The organism is Micromonospora costi, assembly GCF_003626655.1.
Lineage (GTDB): Bacteria > Actinomycetota > Actinomycetes > Mycobacteriales > Micromonosporaceae > Micromonospora > Micromonospora costi.
Genome location: NZ_RBAN01000001.1, coordinates 1005204 through 1028653, shown reverse-complemented (window position 1 = coordinate 1028653; position 23450 = coordinate 1005204). Strand labels below are relative to the sequence as shown.

Below are 23450 nucleotides of genomic sequence, written 5' to 3'. Positions count from 1 at the left end.
ACCCTCGCCCGCGCCCCGGCTCAGTCCAGGCGCCGCTCGACCGGCAGGCGGGACCGGGTGAACAGCCCGGCGCCGAGCATCGCCACCAGCGGCACCAGCACCAGGACACCGAGCGCCGACCAGGGGACGACCAACGGGTACGGGTCCTCGATCGGCCAGCTGGCCGCGTACCGGCGGTTGGTCGAGGACAGCACCAGCACCGCCGTGCCGAGGCCGGCCACGATGCCGAGCACCGAACCGAGGCCGGCGATCACCCCGGCCTGACAGAGCGCGAGCAGCCGGCGTACGCCCGGACTGGCCCCGACGGCCGCGAGGGTCGACAGGTCCGCGCGCCCCTCGGCGGCGGCGAGCCCGGTGGCGATGCCGGCCGCGCCGACCGTGATGAGGCCGGCGGCCGCGGCGAGCAGGAGCAGCAGCGGGGCGTCCTCGGCGGGCGGCCCTACCTGCGCGACGTCCAGGTAGAAGGAGCCGTACGGGCGCAGCGCGGCGCTGAACGTCCGCTGCTGCCGCTCGTCGGGTGTCGCCGGTGTTGAGACGGCCCAGGAGCTGACCGACCAGGTCAGCCCGAGCCGGCTGGCCGCGGCGGGGGAGAGCAGCAGCCGGGCCGGGCCGACGGCGCCCGGCGGCGCGTACGCGGTCAGCAGGCTGACCGTCCCGTCCGTCGACCGGGACTCCCCGTCGCCCCGGTCGACCGCGACCGCCACCCGGCCGTGGACCACGTACCGGGGGTCGGTCACCACCGCGCCGCCGGCCCGCAGCACGGCGTTGGCGGTCGCCGCGGTCGCCGGTGCCACACCGGTGAGGATCGGCAGCGCCGCGCCGTCGTCCACCATGACCTGGACGTACCCCCCGTAGTAGTCCCGGGCCCGGAGCTGGCAGCGGGGGTCGGCGCGGGCCTGCCGGCGGTCCGCGGCGCTCAGCCCGTCGCTCGGCTGCCACGGGCAGGTCCGCTCGGGTGGCAGCACCGGGACGATCTCGCAGATCACGGTCGCGCCGCGCGTCGGATCGCAGGTCGGGGTGTGCACCGGGGCGACGGCGTCCGCGTCCAGGTGGGTCCGGGCGGCCTCGGCCACCACGGCAGGCGGAACGGGGCGCTGGTCCGGCGGTTGTTGCACCTGGAGGTTCCCGGTCGGCATGGTGGCCTGGTAGGAGAGGGCGCCCCGGGCCGTTTCGCTGGCCAGGTAGCTGCCGAGCGCGACGCTCGCCGCGACGGCGGCCATGACCGCGGAGATCGCGGGCGCCGCGGACGCGCGGTTGCGGCTGGCGTCACGCAGAGCGATCCGGGGCGCCAGCGGCAGCCGCCGGCCGAGCCGGGCGAGCAGGCCGATCAGGGTCGGTGTGCAGAACACCAGGCCCAGCTCGCCGAGGATCAGCCCCACGAGGATCACGGTCGGGGCCGTCCGGGCGGCGCCGAGCGCGGCCAGTGCCGCGCCGCCGGCGGCGAGGGCCAGGCCCACCGCCAGCCACCGGCCCCGGTTGCGGGGCGGGGTGCGCCGGCCTGCCAACCCGGCGACCACGTCCTGCCGCGCCGCGGTCCAGGCCGGCGCGAGGGCCGCGAGCACTCCGGCCAGCACCGCGACCCCGGCGATCACCACGAGGGCGACCGGCCAGCAGCGGTAGCCGCCGAAGCGGGCCCCGAAGATGTACTGCTCGACGAGGGGGCGGGCCGCGAAGGCCGCGGCGACACCGAGCGCCAGGCCGGCGACGGCCCCGAGGCAGCCGAGCACCACCCCGTCGGCCAGGACCACCCGGCGCAGTTGCGCCGCGTCGCCGCCGGCCACCGCGACGAGGGCGAGGTCCCGGCGACGACGGCGTACGCCCACCGCGAAGGCCGGCCCGACGAGCAGCACCACCTCCAGCAGGCCCAGCCCACCGACCAGCACGCCGGTGCCCATCTCGTTCACGTCGGCGCCGGAGTTCGTCCCCGGCCAGAGGGTGAGGACCCGGCTCTCCTCCGGCCCGCCCCGGGCGGTCACCACCACGCCGTGCTCGTTGAGCCGGCGGATCAGGGCGTCGTCCACCGGCCCGGGCACGTCGACGAGCCAGGTGGACTCCGTACCCACGTCCGGTGGCGGCAACGAGCCCGGTTGCAGCGCGAGCACCGGGCCGAGGTCGTCGGGGAACTCGACCACGCCGACCACCCGGTACCGGCGGGAGCCGTCGGCGGCCGTGACCGTGCCGCCGACCCGGACGTGGAGACGCCGGAGGGCGGCGGGGCTGGCCGCGATCTCGTCGGGACCGGCCGGGGCGCGACCGCCGCGCATGCGTACGGTGCTGAGGGCGAGCGGGTCGCCGAGGTCGATCACCCGCCCCCGCATCGCCTCGTCCTCGTCGCCGTTGCGCACGCTGACCGGGACCCACCGCTTCACCTCGGTGACCCGGGCGCCCGGCCCGAGCAGCGCGCCGACCTGTTCGGCCGTGGCGGGCACGACGGGGCCCACCTGCTCGGCGTCCCGCGCGACCCAGCCCTCGCCGTTCTCGTCCTGGACGACCGGGACGTCACTGATCCACCGCAGCGCGGCGTCGGCATCGCCCAGTTGGCGGTCGATGCTCTCCTGGCGGGTCAGCTGCGCCATGTCGTAGCTGGCCGCGACGAACGTCAGCATGAGGACCGGCAGGGCGATCATGGCCAGGACGAGCGCGGTCCGGCCGCGGGCGCGGCGCGCCTCGCGCCGCGCGATGCGCAGCGCCGCACGCCACGAGCCGACCAGCTCGGCCGCGCGTCGCCGGCCGCCCCGCGAGGCGCCCGGGGCGGGCTGGGGAGCCGCCCGGCCGGCCGCCGGTCCCGGGCCGGCCCGGAACCGGACCCCGCCACCGGGCCGGACCGTCACCGGCCGGTGCCGCTCAGCAGCTGCTCGACGCTGCCCAGCGGCGCCGTCGAGTCGACCAGCACGCCGTCGCGCAGGAAGACCACCCGGTCGGCCCAGCCGGCGTGCCGCGCCTCGTGGGTGACCAGCAGGCCGGCCGCTCCCGCGTCGACCCGGCGGCGCAGCAGGTGCAGCACGGCCTCGCCGGTCTGCGAGTCCAGCGCGCCGGTCGGCTCGTCGGCCAGCACCAGCCGCCGCTCGCCGACCAGCGCCCGGGCGATCGCCACCCGCTGCTGCTGGCCGCCGGACAGTTGGTCCGGGAAGCGGTCGCCGAGGTCGGGCAGGCCCACCTCGGCGAGCGCGGCGAGCGCCAGCGCGCGGGCCCGGCGGACGCCGGTGCCGTCGAGTTCCAGCGGCAGCGCGACGTTCTCCACCGCGCTGAGACTGCCCAGGAGGTTGAGGTTCTGGAAGATGTAGCCGATCCGGCGGCGGCGCAGCTGCGCCAAGCCGCGGCGGTCCAGCCCGGCCAGCGGCTGTCCCTCGACGCGTACCTCGCCGGAGGTGGGGCCGTCGAGGCCGCCGGCGAGCGCCAGCAGGGTGGACTTGCCCGAGCCGGAGGGGCCCATGACGGCGACCAGCTCGCCGGCCCGGACGGTCAGGCTCACCCCGCGCAGGGCGTGCACGGCGGCCGGGCCGACGCCGTGGGTGCGGTGGACGTCGCGCAGGTCGAGCACCGCGTCGTCCGCTCCGCTCACCGCCGCGCCTCCTCGTCGGTCGGTCGCACCACCCCGGCCGGCCGGGCCGGGGCCTGCGGGTCCTGGACGGGCGGCCGGTAGCGCACCAGGCTGGTCTCGCAGTGGTCCAGCCAGCGCACCTCCGCCTCGGCCTGGAACACCATGGCGTCCAGGACCAGCCGCCAGGGAAGGTCCTCCGGGCGGTCGCTCGCGTACTTCAACCGGGTCAACTCCTGCAGCGCCCGCATGGTGGCGGCACGCTGGGTCTGCACCACCGACCGCACGTCGACACCGGGAGTGGTGAGCGCCAGCGCCAGCTTGATCGACAGTTCGTCGCGAGGCCGGTCGGTCCGGCTCACCGGGGTCGCGAACCAGAGCGCCAGGTCCGCGCGGCCGGCGTCGGTGATCTCGTACGGGCGCTGCCCGGCCTCGCTCTCCGGAAGCGAGCGCACCAGCCCGTCCCGTTCGAGGCGGGACAGGGTGGTGTAGACCTGCCCGATGTTCAGCGGCCAGGTCGAGCCGGTCGACTCCTCGAACGCGGCGCGGAGCTGGTAGCCGTACATCTCGCCGCGTTCGAGCAGGGCGAGCAGCCCGTGACGGATGGACATGGCCGGAGTATGCATACCTGGTATGCGGGTCGCAACCGGGGGTCGTCTCCCGTGATCCGGACTACCCCGCCAGGAGGCTCAGGTGGGACGCCCGGGGAAGGCCACCGTGACCGGGGTCATACCTGCCGTCTTCCGCCACCGGGTGGCGCGTACCGCGTAGTCGAGCAGCGCGTCCAGGGCCTGGTCCCGGTCGGCACCCGTGGTGGCGGCCAGCGCCGCCCGCCAGTGCGCCGCGGTGCGCTCCTCGACCTCGACGGCGAGCCGCAGCGCGCTCGCCCGGTCGGTGATCGGGAACGGCAGCGCGTACCCCGCTTGGTCCGCCGGCACCGCCGCTCCGGTGGTGCTGAGCTGCATCACCAGCGCGTCCCGCCGGCGCCGGTGGGCGGCCTCGGCCTGCCGGGCCGCCGTACGGGCCGTGCCGCTGAGCCGTACGCCGATCGGCCCGTAGGCGTAGATGGCCGCGTACTCGGCGGTCAGTGCCGCGCCGAGCGCCTCGCCGGGCGCGGGTGCCACTCGCTCGATCACTTCAGCGCCTCCACATGGGTGGCCCGCGCGGCCGCGATCGACCCGACCAGGGCGGCGCGCTCGGCGGGCGCGGCGGCGCAGGCCGCGACGGCGGCGTCCCGCCCGGCCCGTTCCCGTCCGCGCAGGTCGGTGAGCGTGGCGTCCGGGTCGGTCGTGGGGGCGCCGGTCGTCACCGGCGTGCCGGAGGGCAAGGAGACCCCCATGATCCGGGCCAGCTCGGCGGCGTGCGCCTGGTGCGCGTCGGCGATGGGGGTGAGCTGTGCGGCCAGGTCCGGGTGGGCCGTGGCGGCGTCCCGGTGGCCGGCGGCGAGCGCCAGCGCCTCGTCCAACAGCGGGCGCAGCGGATCGGGTGCCGGTGGCGGCCCGTCGTCCCCGCCGAGAAGATCACAGCCCGTCAGCGGCACCGCCGCGGCGCCGAGGGCCAACGCCCCTCCGGCGCGCAGCAGGCCGCGCCGGGAATGCCCGGGAGCGTCGGTGCGCTGTGCAGTCGTGCCTGTCGCCACCGCACAAGTCAACACCATGTCGGGCGGTACGCGGGCCACCGCCGTCGGTGCGCCGCTCGGCCGGGTGGTCGTCAGGCGCGTTACGCTCTGCGCAGCCACCGGGCGCGTCCGCCCCGGTGGCGTGCCGGCATGGGGCGACGAGTGGGTCGCCGTCGATCACGAGAAGGGTGCGCACATGACGCAGCGTGGCCGTGCCACCAGGTCGACGGGGCGGCCTCGCGGTGGCGAGCGGGCCCGCGGTACCGACCGGCCGCGCGGTGGCGACCTCGCGGCGCGGCGCAACCGGTTGCGGGACGTGATCGAGCCGGTGGTCAGCGAGGCCGGCTACGACCTCGAGGACCTGTCCGTCTCCCGGGCCGGCCGCCGGCACGTGGTGCGGGTGATGGTGGACGCCGACGGCGGGATCAACCTGGACGCCGTGGCCGACGTCTCCCGGGCGGTCTCCGCGGCGCTGGACGCCGCGGAGGAGGCCGGTGGTGACATCGTGGCCGGCGAGTACCAGCTCGAGGTCAGCTCGCCGGGCGTGGACCGGCCGCTCACCCTGCCCCGGCACTGGCGGCGCAACGTGGGCCGGCTGGTCAAGGTGACCGTCCGGGGCGCGGCCGTCCTGCCCGGGCAGCGCGGTGAGCAGCCCGCCGGCGACCGCCAGGTGACCGGCCGGATCGCCGCGGCCGACGACGAGCGCGTGGCGCTGGAGACCGACGCCGGCCGCGCGGAGTGGACCTACGCCGACCTGGGCCCCGGGCGGGTGCAGGTCGAGTTCAGCCGCCTCGACGAGATCGAGGACGCGGACGAGTTCGACGACGCCGGTGAGCCCGGCGATTCAGACGACATCGACGACGACGATGATGATGTGGAGGACGAGGAGAGGTGAACATCGACCTCGCGGCGCTGCGCGCACTGGAGCGCGAGCGGGAGATCCCGTTCGACACGATCCTCGCGGCGATCGAGACCGCGTTGCTGACCGCGTACCGGCACACCGAGGGCGCCGAGCCGCACGCGCGGGTGGAGATCGACCGCAAGTCCGGCGCGGCCTCCGTGTACGCGCAGGAGGTGGACGCCGAGGGCGCCGTGGTGCGGGAGTGGGACGACACCCCGCACGACTTCGGGCGTATCGCCGCCATGACGGCCAAGCAGGTGATCCTCCAGCGGCTGCGGGAGGCCACCGACGAGGCGCACTTCGGCGAGTACGTGGGCCGCGACGGCGACCTGGTCACCGGTGTGGTACAGGCGCACGAGGCGCGTGCCGAGAAGGGCATCGTGAGCGTCGACCTCGGCAAGCTGGAAGGCGTGCTGCCGCAGTCGGAGCAGGTTCCCGGTGAGCGGTACGCGCACGGCGAGCGCATCCGGTGCGTGGTCGTGCACGTGGCCAAGGGCCTGCGCGGCCCGCAGATCACCCTGTCCCGGTCCCACCCGGCCTTGGTGAAGAAGCTCTTCGCGCTCGAGGTGCCGGAGATCGCCGACGGCACCGTGGAGATCGGCGCCATCGCACGTGAGGCAGGTCACCGTACGAAGATCGCCGTACGTTCGACCGCTCCGGGCGTCAACGCCAAGGGCGCCTGCATCGGCCCGATGGGCCAGCGGGTCCGTGCCGTGATGAGCGAGCTGCACGGTGAGAAGATCGACATCATCGACTGGTCGGACGACCCGGCCACCTTCGTCGGCAACGCGTTGTCGCCGGCCAAGGCCCTGCGGGTCGAGGTCGTCGACCTGGCGAGCCGGACCGCCCGGGTCACCGTCCCGGATTTCCAGCTCTCGCTCGCCATCGGCCGGGAAGGGCAGAATGCCCGGTTGGCCGCCCGTCTGACCGGTTGGCGCATCGACATCCGTTCGGACGCCGAGCAGACGAGTCCGGTCGCGCGGAGCGGAGCTGATCACGTCCCGGAGCCGGGCGGCGCGATCTCCGGCAGCTAGGGGTAGACTTTCTCAGTGGCACGACGCGCGCGGCCGGAACGCACCTGTGTGGGTTGCCGGCGGCGGGCGCCGGCCGGCGAACTGCTGCGGGTCGTGGCGGTCGGAGACGAGGCTGGCTACAGCCTCCGGCCCGATCCGGCCCGCAGACTGCCGGGTCGGGGCGCGAACATGCACCCGGATCCGGCCTGCTTCGCGCTGGCAGTTCGGCGTCGCGCCTTCGGGCGGGCGCTGCGCGTCACCGCGGTCCTCGACCACGGTGAGCTCGCGGAGCACATCGATGCGCCAACCACGACGTCCGGTCAACCCGACCGGGCGCGGGTCGCTAGCAAGGTAGGACGACCGACATGAGCACACGATGAAGTCGCAGAAATGACCAGGCTTCAAGTGCACGAGTGAGGTCGCTGCGGGTGCTGCCCGCACGACCTCGGAGTGAGGAGTGCAGTGGCAGGTAAGGCCCGCGTACACGAGCTCGCGAAGGAGCTCGGGGTCGAAAGCAAGACCGTTCTCGCCAAGCTCAAGGAGATGGGCGAGTTCGTGAAGTCCGCGTCCAGCACCGTCGAGGCGCCCGTCGCCCGACGGCTGCGTGGCGCATTCGTCGCGTCCGCCGGTGGTTCGTCGGCGCCGTCCGCCCCGGCGGCGGCCGCCCCGAGCCCGGCAAGCCCGGCGCCGACCCCGACGCCCTCCCCGACGCCGACCCCGGGTGCCCCCCGGGTTTCGGCGCGGCCGATGCCGCCCCGGCGGCCGGCCGCGACGCCCGCTGGACCGCGGCCCAAGGGCCCGGTTCCCGGTCCGCCGCAGCCGGCGGCCCCGGTGGCCAAGCCGGCGAGCGCGCACGACATCGAGGTGGCGGCTGCCGAGGCACGCGCCGCCGCCCTCAAGGCTGAGCAGGAGGCCGCGGTCAAGGCCGCGCAGGCCGCCCGCCAGCAGCAGCGGGAGAACGTCCGCCGGGAGCCCCCGACCGAGGGTGGTCCCCGTCCGGGTCCGCGTCCGGGTCCGAACGCGGTGCCGCCGCGTCCGGGCACCCCGGCCGCCGGTCGTCCCGGTGGCCCGACCCCGGGTCCGGGTCCCCGACCGGGTGGTCGTCCGCCGGCGCGCGGTGCCGGTAACAACCCGTTCGGCATCCAGGGTGGCCAGCAGCAGCGGCCGCCGGCCGCCGGTGCCGGCGGTCCCCGGCCGAGCCCGGCCGGCATGCCGCCGCGGCCCAGCCCGGCTTCCATGCCGCCGCGGCCCAGCCCGGCTTCCATGCCGAGCCAGCGTCCCACCACCGGTCGCCCCGGCGGCCCCGGTGGCGGTCGCGGCGGCCCCGGTGGCGGCGCAGGTCGTCCCGGCGGCGGTGGTGGCTTCCGTGGCGGTCCCGGTGGCGGCGGTGGCGGTGGCTTCCGTGGCGGTCCCGGTGGCGGCGGTGGCGGTGGCTACCGCGGCGGTCCCGGTGGCGGCGGTGGCGGTGCTCCCGGCGGCGGTTTCCGCCCGGGTGCCCCGGCCGGTGGCGCCGGTCGTCCCGGTGGCGGCGGTCGTGGCCGTGGCGGTGGCGCCGCGGGTGCCTTCGGGCGTCCGGGTGGCCGGCCGACCCGTGGCCGCAAGTCCAAGAAGCAGCGCAGACAGGAGTTCGACAACCTGTCGGCCCCGACCATGTCCTCGGGTGCTCCCCGGGGTCAGGGTCAGGTCGTCCGGCTCTCCCGTGGCGCCTCGCTCTCGGACTTCGCCGACAAGATCAACGCGAACCCGGGTTCGCTGGTCCAGGAGATGTTCAACCTGGGCGAGATGGTCACCGCGACCCAGTCCTGCTCTGACGACACCCTGCTCCTGCTGGGTGAGCACCTCGGCTTCGACGTGCAGATCGTCAGCCCGGAGGACGAGGACCGCGAGCTGCTCGCGCAGTTCAACATCGACCTGGACGCCGAGGTGGCGGAGGACCGCCTGGTCAGCCGGCCGCCGGTGGTGACCGTCATGGGTCACGTCGACCACGGTAAGACCAAGCTGCTCGACGCGATCCGCAAGGCGAACGTGGTGGCCGGCGAGGCGGGTGGCATCACCCAGCACATCGGCGCCTACCAGGTCCACGTCCCGCACGACGGCGAGGACCGGGCGATCACCTTCATCGACACCCCGGGTCACGAGGCGTTCACCGCCATGCGTGCCCGTGGTGCCCAGGTCACGGACATCGTGATCCTGGTGGTCGCGGCCGACGACGGCGTGATGCCGCAGACGATCGAGGCGCTCAACCACGCCAAGGCGGCGGACGTGCCGATCGTCGTGGCGGTCAACAAGGTCGACAAGCCGGAGGCGAACCCGGACAAGGTCCGCCAGCAGCTGACCGAGTACGGCCTGGTCGCCGAGGAGTACGGCGGCGACACCATGTTCGTCAACGTGGCCGCCAAGCCGGGCATCGGCATCGAGGACCTGCTCGAGGCCGTCCTGCTGACCGCCGACGCGTCGCTGGAGCTGACCGCTCCGATCGACGGGCCGGCGCAGGGTGTGGCCATCGAGGCGCACCTGGACAAGGGCCGCGGTGCGGTGGCGACGGTGCTGGTGCAGAAGGGCACCCTGCGGGCGGGCGACTCGATCGTCGCCGGTGGCGCGCACGGTCGCGTCCGGGCGATGCTCGACGAGAACGGCAACCAGGTCGCCGAGGCGGGTCCGGCCCGTCCGGTGATGGTGCTCGGTCTGACCGCGGTGCCGGGGGCGGGCGACACGTTCCTGGCGGCCGAGGACGACCGCACGGTGCGCCAGATCGCCGAGCAGCGGCAGGCACGGCGGCGGGCGGCGGCATTCGCCAACTCCCGTGGCCGGGCGACTCTCGAGACGCTCATGGAGCAGCTCAAGGAGGGCGAGAAGACCTCGCTCAACCTGGTGCTCAAGGGCGATGTCTCCGGTTCGGTGGAGGCCCTCGAGGACGCGCTGTTCAACCTCGACATCCCCGAGGAGGTCCAGCTCAGGATCATCCACCGGGGCGTCGGTGCCATCACCGAGAGCGACGTCATGCTCGCGAGCGCCTCGACCGAGGCGGTCACGATCATCGGCTTCAACGTCCGGGCCGCCAACAAGGTCCGGGAGATCGCCGACCGCGAGGGCGTGGAGATCCGGTACTACACGGTCATCTACCAGGCCATCGAGGAGATCGACGCCGCGCTCAAGGGGCTGCTCAAGCCGGAGTACGAAGAGGTCGAGCTGGGCAGCGCGGAGATCCGCGACGTGTTCCGGTCGTCCAAGATCGGCAACATCGCCGGTTGTATCGTCCGCTCCGGTCTCATCCGCCGCAACGCGAAGGCGCGTCTGCTGCGGGACGGGGCGGTCGTGGCGGACAACCTCACGATCAACTCGCTGAAGCGGTTCAAGGACGACGCCACGGAGGTCCGGGAGGGCTTCGAGTGTGGTCTGACCCTGGGTGGGTACAACAACATCCAGGTCGGCGACATCATCGAGACCTTCGAGATGCGGGAGAAGCCGCGAGCCTGATCGCGCGCTGAACACACTGGTCGGGGGGTTTACGCCGGAAGGCGTAAACCCCTTGATCATGTGTGGCGGGTTGCGGGTATCGTCCTGGGCGATGTTTACCGGAACCGCCGTGTTCGACCTTCTGCTGCCGGGCGACTCCCGGTCGCTCAAGGCGAAGCGATCCTACGTACGGCCGATCGTGGCGGCGCTGCGCCGCTTCGAGGTCTCGGCCGCCGAGGTGGGTGCGCTCGACCTGCACGGTCGGGCCGAGATCGCGGTGGCCGTGGTGGCCGCCGAGGCCGCCCACGTGCGCGAGGTGCTGGACTCGTGCGAGCGTCTGGTCGCCGGCCGGCCGGAGACGGAGCTGTTGTCCGTCCGCCGCCGGCTCTACGGCGAGGACGACTGACCTGCGGCGGTGGCCGCTGCCGGCCCGGCCGGTGACGCCACCGCCGGCACCGCGCGCCGGGTGAGGGCGCGCGGGTAGTGTTCGAGATGGTGGCCGGTCGGGCCCGGGGCGGCGTGCTGCGCCGCTCGTTTCCGGCCGGGAACGGGAGACCGTGGAGGTGGCGGAGATGACGGATCCGGCCAAGGTTCGCCGGCACGCGGAGCGTGTGCGTGAGCTGGTCGCGTCGGTGGTGCGGAGCCAGATCAAGGACCCGCGGCTCGGCATGATCACCATCACCGACGCGCGTATCACCGCCGACCTGCGTGACGCCACGGTCTTCTACACGGTGCTCGGCGACGCGGCGGCCCAGTCGGGCACGGCCGCGGCGCTGGAGAGCGCCAAGGGCATGCTGCGCAGCACCGTGGGCAAGGCCCTCGGCCTGCGGCACTCGCCGACGCTGACCTTCGTCCTCGACGACGTGCAGGACCAGGTCAAGCACATCGACGACCTGCTCGCGGCGGCCCGCACCGCCGACGCCGAGGTGCAGCGGCTCGCCGCGAGCGCCCAGTACGCCGGTGACGCGCAGCCGTACCGGCTCGACGAGGACACCGACGAGGACTCCGACGACGACACCGAGGACGACACCCCGCCCGCCGGCGGGGCTCAGCGGTGAGCGGGTCGGGTGGGCCGGCGGGGGTCGTCGTCGAGGCGGCCCCGGCCGGCTCCGGGCCGACCCCGGACGACTGGGCCGCCGCCGAGTCGCTGCTCCGCGGCCTGTCGGCCGACGCGCGGGTGCTGCTGATCTGTCACGTGAACCCGGACGGGGACGCGCTGGGCAGCATGCTCGGCTTCGGTCTCGGCCTGCGCTCACTCGGCGTACACCGGATGCAGGCGACGTTCCCGGGGCCGCCGGAGGTCCCGGAGCCGCTGCGCGGCCTGCCGGGGCTCGACCTGCTGGTGCCGGCGATCGAGGCGTACCCCGACCCGGAGCTGGTGATCTGCTTCGACGCGGCGAGCGAGTCGCGGCTCGGTGAGCTGGTCGACCGGCTGGACACCGCCGGGGCGGCGCTCGTGCTCGACCACCACGCCTCGAACACCCGCTTCGGTGGGGTGAACCTGGTCGACCCGCGTGCCGCGGCCACCTCCGTGGTCGCCGAGCAGCTGCTGAGCCGGCTCGGCGTGGTGCTCGACGCCGAGATCGCCGAGTGCCTGTACGTGGCCCTCACCACCGACACCGGCTCGTTCCGGTTCGAGGCCACCACACCGGCGGTGCACCAGTTGGCCGCCCGACTCCTGGCCACGGGCATCCGTCCCGGCGACATCTCGCGGCGCGTGTTCGACACGCGGCCGTTCGGCGCGGTCCGCCTGTTCGGGGAGGCGCTCGGCCGCGCCCGGCTGGAGCCGGCCGCGGCGGGCGGCCGGGGGTTCGTCTGGACCTGGGCCGGCCTGGACGACCTGGCGCGGCACGGCCAACGACCGTACGTGCTGGAGGCGCTCATCGACTCGGTGCGCTGCACGGCGGAGGCCGACGTGAGCTGCGTGGTGAAGCAGACCACGCCGGCCGAGTGGGCGGTGTCCCTGCGCAGCAAGGGCGGGGTCGACGTCAGCCGGGTGGCCGTCGCGCTCGGCGGGGGCGGGCACCGGTTCGCCGCCGGGTTCACGGGCCGCGGCACGGTCGAGGAGGTCGTCGACCGGATCCGGGGGCAGCTCGACACCGCCGTGATCCCCGCCGCCGACTGACCGTCCCGAGAGGATCAGGGTCGACTCCGGGCAGGTCGGCCTTCCCGTGCACGCTGGGGACGGGGAGAATCACGGAATGGAGCAGCCCCGCGACCTCGTGGTCGACATGCCCCGCACCTGGGACCGTCCCGCCGTCTCCATCCCCGTACTGCTCTGCCTCTCCCTCGTGGGCGGCCGGTTCGCCTCCTTCTCCACCGAGGCCAACCTCTACACCCTCGGCACCGGCGGCGTGCTGATCTGGCTCGGTCTGAGCAACCGGATGCCGCGCCGGCCGGCGCCGGAGCGGCTCCACGCCGGAGCGGCCTGGTGGGCACTGCCGGTGGTGGTGTTCGGCGTCTTCGAGGGGGCGACCTTCGTGCTCGCCGTGGGGGACGAGTTCCCCACCTTCTCCCGGCTCGCCGACCCGCTCCTGGAGGGCCATCTGGTCCGCTCCGGGGCCTGGTTCGCCTGGCTGGCCGCGTTCTGGGGGCTGGTGCGGCGATGATGCGCGCGCTCGCCATCGGTGGCTTCGTCACCGCGCTGGCGCTCTTCGCGGCCATCGAGTGGCTGGCCCGCCGCGAGGGTTCCCGCATCCCGACGCTCGGCGAGGTCTGCGCGTACGTGATGCGCTACGAGGTGGGGTCCGTGCCGGTGGGCCGGATCGGACTCTTCGGCTTCTGGTGGTGGCTGGGGTGGCACTTCCTGGCGCGTTGACGTCACCCACCCGGGCGTCCACATGGCGGGAACCGGGCGCAGCATGTGGACCTGAACGATAATTTGGGAAACGGCCGGCGTCGCATCGACGGCGCAGGTCGTCGAGGGTGGTGCCGCACCCGGCGCCGCTCTCCTCCAGGGTCGACCGACCCGGGCTCACGCCGCCCGACCGGCCGCTCCGGTGACCCCGGACCGCCGCGGTGGCGTCCCGCAGGACCGCCCGTGAGGGCCGCCGTGTGTCGGCGGCTCGCACCCTGGAAGGAGCACCGCCGTGTCGAGCAAGCCCACCTCCAAGCCCGAGACCACCGACGAAGCCCGCGAGCAGGCCCGCCGGGCGCTGCAGACCTCGATGGACACCCGTCAGTGACGCGTACCCGCCGGCGGTGACGCCGCCGACGCGCCGCGCCGACAGCGTCACCGCCCTCTCGCCCGTCCCCTGACGGCCATCCGCCCGCCGTCCCGCACCGCTTCCCGTCCTCGCCGGCCGCCGTTACCGTCGCCGTATGCGCCGGATCCTCGTGGTCGGCAGTGCCGGCGCCGGCAAGTCCACCCTCGCCCGCGAGATCGCCCGCCGGCTCGATCTCCCGCTGGTCCACCTCGACGCGCACTACTGGCAGCCCGGCTGGACGCCGCCCGACGCGGCGCTCTGGCGGGACCGCGTCGCCCGGCTCGCCGCCGCGCCCGCCTGGGTGATGGACGGCAACTACGCGGGCACCCTGGACCTCCGCCTGCCCCGAGCCGACCTGCTCGTCTTCTGCGACCTGCCCCGGCTGCTCTGCCTGTACCGGGTACTGCGACGCCGCTGGCTCCACCGCCGCGTGCCCCGCGCCGACCTGCCGCCCGGCTGCCCCGAGCGGGTGGACGGACAGTTCCTCCGCTACGTGTGGCGCTACCCGCGCCGGTCCCGGCCCCGTCTGCTCGCCGCGGTGGCGTCGTCCGCCCCGGAGGTGCCGATGGTCCGGCTGCGCGGCCGCGCCGAGGTGCGCCGCTGGGTCGACACCCTCTCCGCGGACCCGTCGGGTCCGGCTGACGCCGGACCGGTCCGCGATCGGCGGTAAGCCATCACCTGCCTTGCGATCCTTACGTTGCCCGTGTCAGGATCGGCGGCGATGAGCCAGACCGCCCCCGCTCCCGCCTCCATCGCCTCGCCGCGCCGGATCGCCGCGCTCGCGTTGCCGGCCCTCGTCGTCCTCGCCGCCGAGCCGCTCTACGTGCTGGTCGACACCGCCGTGGTCGGCCACCTCGGTCGGGTGCCGCTGGCCGCGCTCGCCGTCGGCGGCACCGTCATGACGCTCACCGCGTGGCTCGGCACCGTGGTGGCGTACGGCACCACCGGGCGCTCGGCCCGCCGGTTCGGGTCGGGGGACCGGGCCGCCGCGGTCGCCGAGGGGGTGCAGGCGTCCTGGCTCGCGTTCGGCGTCGGGCTCCTGGTCGCGGTCGGCATGCAGCTCGGCGGCGGGGTGCTCGCGCGTACGCTCGTGGGCGGCCCCGGCGAGGTGGCCGACGCGGCGGCGCTGTGGCTGCGGATCGCGGCGCTCGGCGCACCGGGCCTGCTGCTCGCGGCCGCCGGCAACGGGTGGCTGCGCGGCATCCAGGACACCCGCCGCCCGCTCCTGTTCGTGCTCGGGCCCAACCTGCTCTCCGCGCTGCTGTGCCCCCTGCTGGTCTACCCGGTCGGGCTGGGCCTGGCCGGCTCGGCCGTGGCCAACGTGCTCGCCCAGACGCTCGCCGGTGGGCTCTTCGCGGCGGCCCTCGTGGCCGAGCGGGTCCCGCTGCGGCCCCGGCCGCGGCTGATCCGCCAGCAACTGGTGCTCAGCCGGGACCTGCTGATCCGCGGCGCGGCCTTCCAGGCCAGCTTCCTCTCCGCGACCGCCGTGGCGTCGCGCTTCGGCGCGGCGGCGGTCGGCGCGCACCAGATCGCCCTCCAGCTGTGGTTCTTCACGGCGCTGGTCCTCGACGCGCTGGCGATCGCCGCGCAGTCGCTGGTCGGCGCCGCCCTCGGGGCCGGCGACGACGCCGGCGCCCGCGCGCTGGCCCGCCGGATCGCGCTTTTCGGCGGCGTCTGCGGCGTGGCGTTCGCGGTGGTCATCGCCGCCGGCGCGGGCATCGTGCCGTCGTGGTTCAGCTCCGATCCGCTGGTACGCGAGCAGGCCATGGTGGCCTGGCCCTGGTTCGTCGCCATGCAGCCGCTGGCCGGAGTGGTGTTCGCCCTGGACGGCGTGCTGATCGGCGCGGGCGACGTCCGCTACCTGCGCAACCTCACGGTGGTGGCGGCGCTCGGCGGGTTCCTCCCGGCGATCTGGCTGGCCCACGGCCTGCACCTGGGGCTCGGCGGCATCTGGGCCGGGCTCACCCTCTTCGTGGTGCTCCGGCTGGTGGCGCTGCTGCTGCGGCTGCGCTCCGGCGGCTGGGTGGTCGTCGGCGCGGTCCGGGACGACAGCCGGACGCGCGCGCCGGCGTGACCTCCGCCGCTCGGCGGTGTCCCGCGCGGGACGCCCGAAGGCGTCTGGCAGGCTTGGCGGTCGTGAGCGCAGACGGTCTGATCGTGGTGGACAAGCCCGGTGGCATGACGTCGCACGACGTGGTGGCCCGGATCCGCCGGCTGGCCCGGACCCGGCGGGTGGGGCACGGCGGCACGCTCGACCCCATGGCGACCGGGGTCCTCGTGATCGGCGTGGGTCGCGCCACCCGGCTGTTGACGTACGTGATCGGCGCGGGGAAGAGCTACACGGCCACGATCCGCCTCGGCCAGGCCACCGTCACCGACGACGCCGAGGGCGAGGTCGTCCGCACCACGCCGGCCGGGCGGGTCACCGACGAGGCGATCCGCGGCGCGCTCGCCGCGCTGACCGGCGAGATCGACCAGGTGCCGAGCGCCGTGAGCGCCATCAAGGTCAACGGACAGCGGGCGTACAAGCGGGTGCGCGAGGGGGAGAGCGTCGACCTGCCGGCCCGGCGGGTCACCGTGTCGCGGCTGGACCTGCTCGCGGTCCGGCGAGACGAGCCCGACGTGGTCGACGTGGACGTGGACGTGACCTGCTCCTCCGGCACGTACATCCGGGCCATCGCCCGGGACGCGGGCCTCGCGCTCGGCGTCGGCGGGCACCTCACGGCGCTGCGGCGTACCGCGGTCGGCGGTTTCACGCTGGCCGAGGCCGCCACGCTCGACGAGCTGGAGGAACGCGCGCCGGAGGTGGTCACGTTGCCGCTCGCCGCGGCGGCCGACCGGTTCTTCCCCCGCCGCGACGCGAGCGCGGCGGAGGCCACGGTGCTCTCGCACGGCGGGCCGCTGGATCCGGCCGGCATCGCCGGGCCGTACGCCGTGTTCGACCCGGCCGGCGGCTTGATCGCTATCGTCAGCGAGCGGGAGGGCCGGGCCCGCGCGGAGATCGTGCTCGCCCCGGCCTGACGGCGCCCGCCGGCGAGAGCCGGCGGAGCGGTCACGGGACCGGGCGGTGGAGTCGGCAGGAAGCAGGGAAGGAGCGGCATGCAGCGGTGGCGGGGGTACGACGCGGCGCCCGGCGGGTGGGGGCGCTCGGTCGTGACCATCGGTGTCTTCGACGGGGTGCACAAGGGGCACCAGGCGACCATCGGCCACGCCGTCGCGCGGGCCCGCGAGCTGGGTGTGCAGTCGGTGGTGGTCACCTTCGACCCGCACCCGGCGGAGGTCGTCCGGCCCGGATCCCACCCGGCGGTGCTCACCGAGCCGGCCCGCAAGGCCGAGCTGATCGAGGCGCTCGGCGTCGACGTGCTCTGCGTGGTGCCGTTCACGCCGGACTTCTCGCGCCTCCCGGCGGAGGCGTTCGTGCACGACGTCCTGGTCGAGCACCTGCACGCGGCGCTGGTCGTGGTGGGGGACAACTTCCGCTTCGGCCACCGCGCCGCCGGTGACGTGGCGCTGCTGGAACGCCTGGGCCGCACCTTCGGCTTCGGGGTGGAGGGCGCCCCGCTGGTGGCCGGGGACGGCACTGTCTTCTCCTCGACGTACATCCGCTCGTGCGTCGACGCCGGCGACGTGGGCGCGGCCGCGGCGGCGCTGGGCCGGCCGCACCGGGTCGAGGGCGTGGTGGTCCGGGGCGACCAGCGGGGGCGGGAACTCGGCTTCCCCACCGCCAACCTGCTCTGCCACCGGTACGCGGCGATCCCGGCCGACGGGGTGTACGCGGCCCGCCTGGTGCGCCGGGGCCAGCGGGAGCCGCTCATGGCGGCGGTCTCGGTCGGCACCAACCCCACGTTCTCCGGCCGGGAGCGGCGGGTCGAGGCGTACGTGCTCGACTTCGACGGCGACCTGTACGGCGAGCGGCTGGCGCTGGACTTCGTGGCGCACCTGCGCGGCCAGATCCGGTACGACTCGGTCGAGCCGCTGATCGCCCAGATGCACCAGGACGTGGAGCGGGCCCGGGCCGCGCTCGCCTGACCGTGCTCGACCCGCCGCGCCGCGCGGACCGGCTTGGCCGCGGGCGGGCCTGGTCGCGTCGGCGGGCCGGTTCGGTCGCGTCGGCCTGGTGGCCTGGTCGCGCTCCCACGGGATCTTCGGGGTACGGCACGCCCGTGCGCGCGGCCCTTGACCGGGGCGTGCCGGCGATGGCTGGTAGTCTGACGGGGACGTCGGACGACCGACGTGGGGCCTCGCGTGCCTGCTCGACGCCGCGGGTGCGAGGTGCCGGTCCGGGTCCGGTCCATCGACCGGAACGACGGACCTCATTGATCAACCCATCGAAACAGGGAGAACATGGCGCTCGACCAGGAAGCCAAGGCCAAGATCCGCGCGGAGTACGCGACCGCCGAGGGCGACACCGGTTCGCCGGAGGTGCAGGTCGCGGTCCTCACCAAGCGGATCGCCGAGCTCACCGAGCACCTGAAGGTGCACAAGCACGACCACCACAGCCGCCGTGGGCTGCTGCTGCTGGTCGGCCGTCGCCGTCGGCTGCTCAACTACGTCCAGAAGAAGGACATCAACCGCTACCGGTCGCTCATCGAGCGGCTCGGTCTGCGTCGGTGACGTGACGGGGGGAGTGGCCATCCGGCCGCTCCCCCCGTTTCCGCACACCACAGGAAGAGACCAGGGCAACGCGACCACCCGAGCAGGGAGCCGGTCAGTACCCGGTCTCCGGTAGTGGCCTCCGGGTCCCGGCACCCCGCCGAATCCCGGGCGCTTCGATCGAAGACCGGCCGTCTGAGCAGCCCCCCGCGTCGCGAGCCCCCGACGTGAAGGAGCACGACCGCACCATGACCGAGACCAAACTCGGCACCGAATCCCGCACCGCCGTGATCGACAACGGGTCCTTCGGCACCCGTGAGATCACCTTCTCCACCGGCCGGCTGGCCCGCCAGGCCGCCGGCTCGGTCGTCGCCCAGCTGGGCGAGACCGTCGTCCTCTCCGCCACCACCGCCAGCAAGCAGCCGCGGGAGCAGTTCGACTTCTTCCCGCTGACCGTGGACGTGGAGGAGCGGATGTACGCCGCGGGCCGGATCCCCGGCTCGTTCTTCCGCCGCGAGGGCCGGCCGAGCGAGGACGCGATCCTCACCTGCCGGCTGATCGACCGGCCGCTGCGCCCGTCGTTCGTCAAGGGCCTGCGCAACGAGGTCCAGGTCGTCGAGACCGTCCTCGCGCTCGACCCGCAGCACCCGTACGACGTGGTGGCGATCAACGCCGCCTCGATGTCGACGAAGCTGTCCGGCCTGCCGTTCTCCGGCCCGATCGGGGCGACCCGGATGGCCCACATCGACGGCCAGTGGGTCGCCTTCCCGACGTACGAGGAGCTGGCCCGCGCCACCTTCGACATGGTGGTGGCCGGCCGCGCCCTGCCCGACGGCGACGTCGCGATCATGATGGTCGAGGCCGAGGCCACCGAGCACACCGTGGCGCTGGTCGCCGGTGGCGCCCCCGCCCCGACCGAGGAGATCGTGGCCAGCGGCCTCGAGGCCGCCAAGCCCGCCATCCGTGAGCTGTGCCGCGCGCAGAGCGAGCTGGCCGACGTGGCCGCCAAGCCGGTCGCCGAGTTCCCGGTGTTCCTGGACTACCAGGACGACGCGTACGACGCCGTAGCCGACCTGGCCCGCGCCGACGTCGCCGAGGCTCTCAAGATCGCCGGCAAGGCCGACCGCGAGGAGGCCCTGGACCGGGTCAAGGCCCGGGTCGCCGAGGAGCTCGGCCCGCGCTTCGAGGGCCGGGAGAAGGAGCTCTCCGCGGCGTTCCGCTCGCTGACCAAGTCCGAGGTCCGCAGCCGGGTGCTGCGCGAGCAGGTCCGCATCGACGGCCGCGGCCCGCGCGACATCCGCCCGCTGACCGCCGAGGTCGGTGTGCTGCCCCGCGTGCACGGCTCGGCGCTCTTCGAGCGCGGCGAGACCCAGATCCTGGGTGTCACCACGCTCAACATGCTGCGCATGGAGCAGGCACTGGACACGCTCTCCCCGGAGAAGTCCAAGCGCTACATGCACAACTACAACTTCCCGCCGTACTCGACCGGTGAGACCGGCCGGGTCGGCTCGCCGAAGCGGCGCGAGATCGGTCACGGCGCGCTCGCCGAGCGGGCGCTCATCCCGGTGCTGCCGTCGCGCGAGGAGTTCCCGTACGCCATCCGGCAGGTCTCCGAGGCGGTCGGCTCCAACGGCTCGACCTCGATGGGTTCGGTCTGCGCGTCGACCCTGGGTCTGCTCTCCGCGGGTGTGCCGCTGAAGGCGCCGGTGGCCGGCATCGCCATGGGCCTCATCTCCGACGAGGTCGACGGCAAGACCCAGTACGTGACGCTGACCGACATCCTCGGCGCCGAGGACGCGTTCGGCGACATGGACTTCAAGGTCGCCGGCACGCGGGACTTCGTGACCGCGCTCCAGCTCGACACGAAGCTCGACGGCATCCCCTCGGACGTGCTGGCCGGCGCGCTCCAGCAGGCGCACGAGGCCCGGCAGACGATCCTCGACGTGATGCAGTCGGCGATCGAGGGCCCGGCCACGATGAGCGACTACGCGCCGCGGGTCACCACCGTGAAGATCCCGGTCGACAAGATCGGCATGGTGATCGGCCCCAAGGGCCAGACCATCAACGCGATCCAGGACGAGACCGGCGCCGAGATCTCGATCGAGGACGACGGCACGATCTACGTCGGTGCGACCAACGGCCCGTCCGCCCAGGCGGCCGTGGAGCGGATCAACGCGATCGCGAACCCGACGCTGCCCAAGGTCGGCGACCGGTTCCTCGGCACGGTGGTGAAGACGGCCGCGTTCGGCGCGTTCATCTCGCTCCTGCCGGGCCGGGACGGCCTGCTGCACATCTCCAAGGTGGGCGACGGCAAGCGGGTCGAGAAGGTCGAGGACTTCCTCAACGTGGGTGACCGCGTCGAGGTGGAGATCGCCGACATCGACCAGCGCGGCAAGATCTACCTGGACAAGGTCCGCCCCGAGGGCGCCGAGGCGCCGGCCGCCCCCGAGGCCGCCGGTGGCGAGCGCCCCGCCGGCCGCGACCGCGGCGACCGGGCCCCGCGTGACCGCGGTGACCGGGAGCGCGGCGGCCGTGGGCCGGAGCGGGGCGAGGGCGGCGAGGGCGGCGGCGAGTCGCGTCCGCGCCGCCGGACCCGGCACAGCTGACCGGTTCCGCAGCGCAGCACCCCCACCCCTCGTCGATCTGGGAGCAATACGTGAGTCGGGCCGATCGTGCGCCGTTTCCACGGGATCGACGGGGGGTGGCGCCGTTCGGCGGGGCTTCCCACCCCGGCGGGCCTTCCCACTTTGGCGCGTCGGCCCGCGCAGCCGGCCCGGCCCGTTCCGGTGGTGAGGCCGGTTCCGGTGGCGCGGCCCGTTCCGGCGGCGCCGGCCGGGCAGTGACCCGGACCATCAGCGAGGACCCGTTGGGCGGCACGGTACGCCGTACCGTGCTGCCCAGCGGGCTGCGCGTGCTCACCGAGGCGATCCCGGCGATGCGCAGCGTCTCGTTCGGCATCTGGGTGTCGGTCGGCTCCCGCGACGAGACCGGCCCGCAGTCGGGGGCGGCCCACTTCCTGGAGCACCTGCTTTTCAAGGGCACCCGCAAGCGCAGCGCGCTGGAGATCTCCTCGGCCATCGAGGCGGTGGGCGGCGAGACCAACGCGTTCACCACCAAGGAGTACACCTGCTACTACGCGCGGGTGCTCGACGAGGACCTGCCGCTGGCCATCGACGTCATGTGCGACCTCGTGGCCGACTCCGTCCTGGAGGCGGCGGACGTGGAGACCGAGCGGGGCGTGATCCTCGAGGAGATCGCCATGCACGACGACGAGCCCGGCGACGAGGTGCACGACCTCTTCGCCCGGGTCGTCTACGGCGACCACCCATTGGGGAGGCTGATCTCCGGCACCGAGGAGACGGTCACCCCGATGACCCGGCGGCAGATCCAGAGCTTCTACCGCCGGCACTACGCGGCCCCGCAGATCGTCGTGGCCGCCGCCGGGAACCTGGACCACGCGGCCGTGGTCAAGCTGGTCCGGCAGGCGCTTCGCGGCACCCCGCTGGACACCGACCCGGCCGCGCCGGCGCCGCACCGCGCGGCGACCCCGGCCGTACGCACCCGGCCCGCCACCACGCTCGTGGAGCCGAAGGAGACCGAGCAGGCCCACATCATCCTCGGCTGCCCGGGCATCGACCGCATGGACGACCGCCGGTTCGCCCTCGGTGTGCTGAACAACGTGCTCGGCGGTGGCATGTCGAGCCGGCTGTTCCAGGAGATCCGCGAGCAGCGGGGCCTGGCCTACTCGGTCTACTCCTATGCGAGCCAGTACGCCGACGCCGGCCTGTTCGCCGTCTACGCCGGCTGCGCGCCGGGCAAGGTCGACGAGGTGCTGGAACTGACCCGCGCCGAGCTGGCCCGGGTGGCCGCCGAGGGCCTGACCGAGGCCGAGGTGGCCCGGGGCAAGGGGATGTCCAAGGGGTCGTTCGTGCTGGGCCTGGAGGACACCGGCTCGCGGATGAGCCGCCTGGCCAAGGGTGAGCTGCTGTACGGCGACCTCATGCCGGTGGACGAACTGCTCGCCCGGGTGGACGCGGTGACCGTCGAGGACGTCAACAGGCTCGCCGCCGACCTGCTGGCCCGCCCGATGTCCCTGGCGGTGGTCGGCCCCTTCGGCCAGAGCGACTTCACAACGCCCTGACCCGCCCCACCGCGGCGTCGATCATGCAGTCGTGGTGCCTGGCTCGCCCGGTGTTGCGTCCTTTGTCACCCACCACAAGTGCATGATCGACGGGGTGGGCGCGTCGCGGCCCGCGCGGGCGACCACGGGTGGGGCTGGGGTTGGTCCGGCGGGGTGAGGGCGTCCTGATTGGGATAGGTTGTGCCCCGTGACTGACGAGCAGGAGAGAAACCCGGCCGAGCCGCTGCGGGTCGGCGTCCTGGGTGCCCGGGGCCGGATGGGCGTCGAGGTGTGCAAGGCCGTCGACGCCGCCGCCGACATGGAGCTGGTGGCCATGATCGACCAGGGCGACGGCCTGTTCGCCGCGTCCGACGCCGCCGCCGAGGTGGTCGTGGACTTCACCACCCCGGACGTCGTCATGGACAACCTGCACTGGTGCATCGACCAGGGCATCAACGCGGTGGTCGGCACGACCGGCTTCACCGAGCAGCGGCTGGAGCGGGTGCGGGGCTGGCTGGCCCGCAAGCCCGGGGTGGGCGTGGTGATCGCGCCCAACTTCGGCATCGGCGCCGTGCTCATGATGCAGTTCGCCGCGCGGGCGGCCCGGCACTTCGAGTCCGTCGAGATCATCGAGCAGCACCACCCGCGCAAGCTCGACGCGCCGAGCGGCACCGCCACTCACACCGCCCGCCAGATCGCCCAGGCCCGCGCCGAGGCCGGTCTCGGGCCGGTGCCAGACGCCACGAAGGACGAGGTGCCGGGTGCCCGGGGCGCCGAGATCGACGGGATCCGCGTCCACGCCGTACGGGCCACCGGGCTGGTCGCCCACCAGGAGGTGCTCTTCGGCACCACGGGCGAGACGCTGACCATCCGGCACGACTCGTACGACCGGGCCTCGTTCATGCCCGGAGTGCTGCTGGCCGTCCGCGCGGTGCGCAACCGCCCCGGTCTCACCGTCGGCCTGGACCCCCTGCTCGACTGAGCGGCGAAAGCCGGTGGCGTCGC

The 23450-nt window shown here is 74.4% G+C and carries 22 protein-coding genes; 17 read left to right on the top strand and 5 right to left on the bottom strand.

The genetic code is table 11. From position 1 onward, the window contains the following. Positions 1 to 20: 20 nt before the first annotated feature. From D7193_RS04625 to D7193_RS04605, 5 genes are all read right to left on the bottom strand, one after another. A complete protein-coding gene (locus D7193_RS04625; protein ID WP_120778078.1) occupies positions 21 to 2831 on the bottom strand; it encodes an FtsX-like permease family protein in 2811 nt (936 codons plus the stop codon). After that, positions 2828 to 3562 (bottom strand): ABC transporter ATP-binding protein, encoded by a 735-nt coding sequence (locus D7193_RS04620; protein WP_120778077.1) that lies wholly within the window; start codon positions 3560 to 3562, stop codon positions 2828 to 2830. Before D7193_RS04620 ends, D7193_RS04625 begins: the two co-directional genes overlap by 4 nt. Then, the gene (locus tag D7193_RS04615) at positions 3559 to 4149 is read right to left on the bottom strand and encodes a PadR family transcriptional regulator (protein ID WP_174242545.1); all 591 of its coding nucleotides are present in this window, start codon (positions 4147 to 4149) and stop codon (positions 3559 to 3561) included. The genes D7193_RS04620 and D7193_RS04615 overlap by 4 nt, the downstream gene beginning before the upstream one ends. Positions 4150 to 4227: 78 nt before the next feature. Next, positions 4228 to 4674 carry a ferritin-like domain-containing protein gene (locus D7193_RS04610; protein WP_377456399.1) on the bottom strand — a complete coding sequence of 149 codons (447 nt, stop codon included), beginning with the start codon at positions 4672 to 4674 and terminating at the stop codon, positions 4228 to 4230. After that, entirely contained in the window at positions 4671 to 5120 is a 450-nt protein-coding gene (locus D7193_RS04605) for a hypothetical protein (protein WP_174242587.1), read from the bottom strand. The genes D7193_RS04610 and D7193_RS04605 overlap by 4 nt, the downstream gene beginning before the upstream one ends. Positions 5121 to 5352: 232 nt before the next feature. On the opposite strand from D7193_RS04605, the gene rimP reads away from it, so the two are divergent. The 17 genes from rimP to dapB all read left to right on the top strand — a co-directional run bounded on the left by rimP (position 5353) and on the right by dapB (position 23427). Continuing rightward, positions 5353 to 6051 (top strand): ribosome maturation factor RimP, encoded by a 699-nt coding sequence (gene rimP, locus D7193_RS04600; protein ID WP_120779265.1) that lies wholly within the window; start codon positions 5353 to 5355, stop codon positions 6049 to 6051. Continuing rightward, positions 6048 to 7091, top strand: a complete 1044-nt coding sequence (gene nusA, locus D7193_RS04595; RefSeq protein ID WP_120778075.1) for a transcription termination factor NusA — start codon at positions 6048 to 6050, stop codon at positions 7089 to 7091. The genes rimP and nusA overlap by 4 nt, the downstream gene beginning before the upstream one ends. Before the next feature lie 15 nt (positions 7092 to 7106). Further along, a complete protein-coding gene (locus tag D7193_RS04590) occupies positions 7107 to 7439 on the top strand; it encodes a YlxR family protein (protein WP_120778074.1) in 333 nt (110 codons plus the stop codon). A gap of 93 nt (positions 7440 to 7532) precedes the next feature. Then, positions 7533 to 10547: a translation initiation factor IF-2 gene (gene infB, locus D7193_RS04585; RefSeq protein WP_120778073.1), complete on the top strand. Its 3015-nt coding sequence runs from the start codon at positions 7533 to 7535 to the stop codon at positions 10545 to 10547. A 91-nt stretch (positions 10548 to 10638) separates the two neighbouring features. Beyond that, on the top strand, positions 10639 to 10932 hold the full coding sequence (locus D7193_RS04580; protein ID WP_120778072.1) for a DUF503 domain-containing protein: 294 nt from the start codon (positions 10639 to 10641) through the stop codon (positions 10930 to 10932). A gap of 166 nt (positions 10933 to 11098) precedes the next feature. Further along, on the top strand, positions 11099 to 11584 hold the full coding sequence (rbfA, locus tag D7193_RS04575) for a 30S ribosome-binding factor RbfA (protein ID WP_120779264.1): 486 nt from the start codon (positions 11099 to 11101) through the stop codon (positions 11582 to 11584). Beyond that, the gene (locus D7193_RS04570) at positions 11581 to 12651 is read left to right on the top strand and encodes a DHH family phosphoesterase (RefSeq protein WP_120778071.1); all 1071 of its coding nucleotides are present in this window, start codon (positions 11581 to 11583) and stop codon (positions 12649 to 12651) included. The genes rbfA and D7193_RS04570 overlap by 4 nt, the downstream gene beginning before the upstream one ends. Before the next feature lie 76 nt (positions 12652 to 12727). Next, positions 12728 to 13135: a hypothetical protein gene (locus tag D7193_RS04565; protein WP_120778070.1), complete on the top strand. Its 408-nt coding sequence runs from the start codon at positions 12728 to 12730 to the stop codon at positions 13133 to 13135. Beyond that, positions 13135 to 13344 carry a DUF6186 family protein gene (locus D7193_RS04560; protein WP_174242586.1) on the top strand — a complete coding sequence of 70 codons (210 nt, stop codon included), beginning with the start codon at positions 13135 to 13137 and terminating at the stop codon, positions 13342 to 13344. Before D7193_RS04565 ends, D7193_RS04560 begins: the two co-directional genes overlap by 1 nt. Before the next feature lie 503 nt (positions 13345 to 13847). Continuing rightward, entirely contained in the window at positions 13848 to 14402 is a 555-nt protein-coding gene (locus tag D7193_RS04555) for a P-loop NTPase family protein (protein ID WP_120778068.1), read from the top strand. Positions 14403 to 14453: 51 nt separating this feature from the next. Continuing rightward, on the top strand, positions 14454 to 15806 hold the full coding sequence (locus D7193_RS04550) for an MATE family efflux transporter (protein ID WP_120778067.1): 1353 nt from the start codon (positions 14454 to 14456) through the stop codon (positions 15804 to 15806). A gap of 62 nt (positions 15807 to 15868) precedes the next feature. After that, positions 15869 to 16753 carry a tRNA pseudouridine(55) synthase TruB gene (truB, locus tag D7193_RS04545; protein WP_120779263.1) on the top strand — a complete coding sequence of 295 codons (885 nt, stop codon included), beginning with the start codon at positions 15869 to 15871 and terminating at the stop codon, positions 16751 to 16753. A 78-nt stretch (positions 16754 to 16831) separates the two neighbouring features. Further along, a complete protein-coding gene (locus D7193_RS04540; RefSeq protein ID WP_120778066.1) occupies positions 16832 to 17761 on the top strand; it encodes a bifunctional riboflavin kinase/FAD synthetase in 930 nt (309 codons plus the stop codon). Positions 17762 to 18076: 315 nt separating this feature from the next. Beyond that, positions 18077 to 18346, top strand: a complete 270-nt coding sequence (gene rpsO / locus D7193_RS04535) for a 30S ribosomal protein S15 (protein WP_043962418.1) — start codon at positions 18077 to 18079, stop codon at positions 18344 to 18346. 227 nt (positions 18347 to 18573) lie between these two features. After that, positions 18574 to 20931 (top strand): polyribonucleotide nucleotidyltransferase, encoded by a 2358-nt coding sequence (locus D7193_RS04530; RefSeq protein ID WP_120779262.1) that lies wholly within the window; start codon positions 18574 to 18576, stop codon positions 20929 to 20931. 95 nt (positions 20932 to 21026) lie between these two features. Next, positions 21027 to 22466 carry a M16 family metallopeptidase gene (locus tag D7193_RS04525; RefSeq protein WP_377456400.1) on the top strand — a complete coding sequence of 480 codons (1440 nt, stop codon included), beginning with the start codon at positions 21027 to 21029 and terminating at the stop codon, positions 22464 to 22466. A gap of 187 nt (positions 22467 to 22653) precedes the next feature. After that, positions 22654 to 23427 carry a 4-hydroxy-tetrahydrodipicolinate reductase gene (gene dapB / locus D7193_RS04520; protein WP_120778064.1) on the top strand — a complete coding sequence of 258 codons (774 nt, stop codon included), beginning with the start codon at positions 22654 to 22656 and terminating at the stop codon, positions 23425 to 23427. Positions 23428 to 23450: the final 23 nt, after the last annotated feature.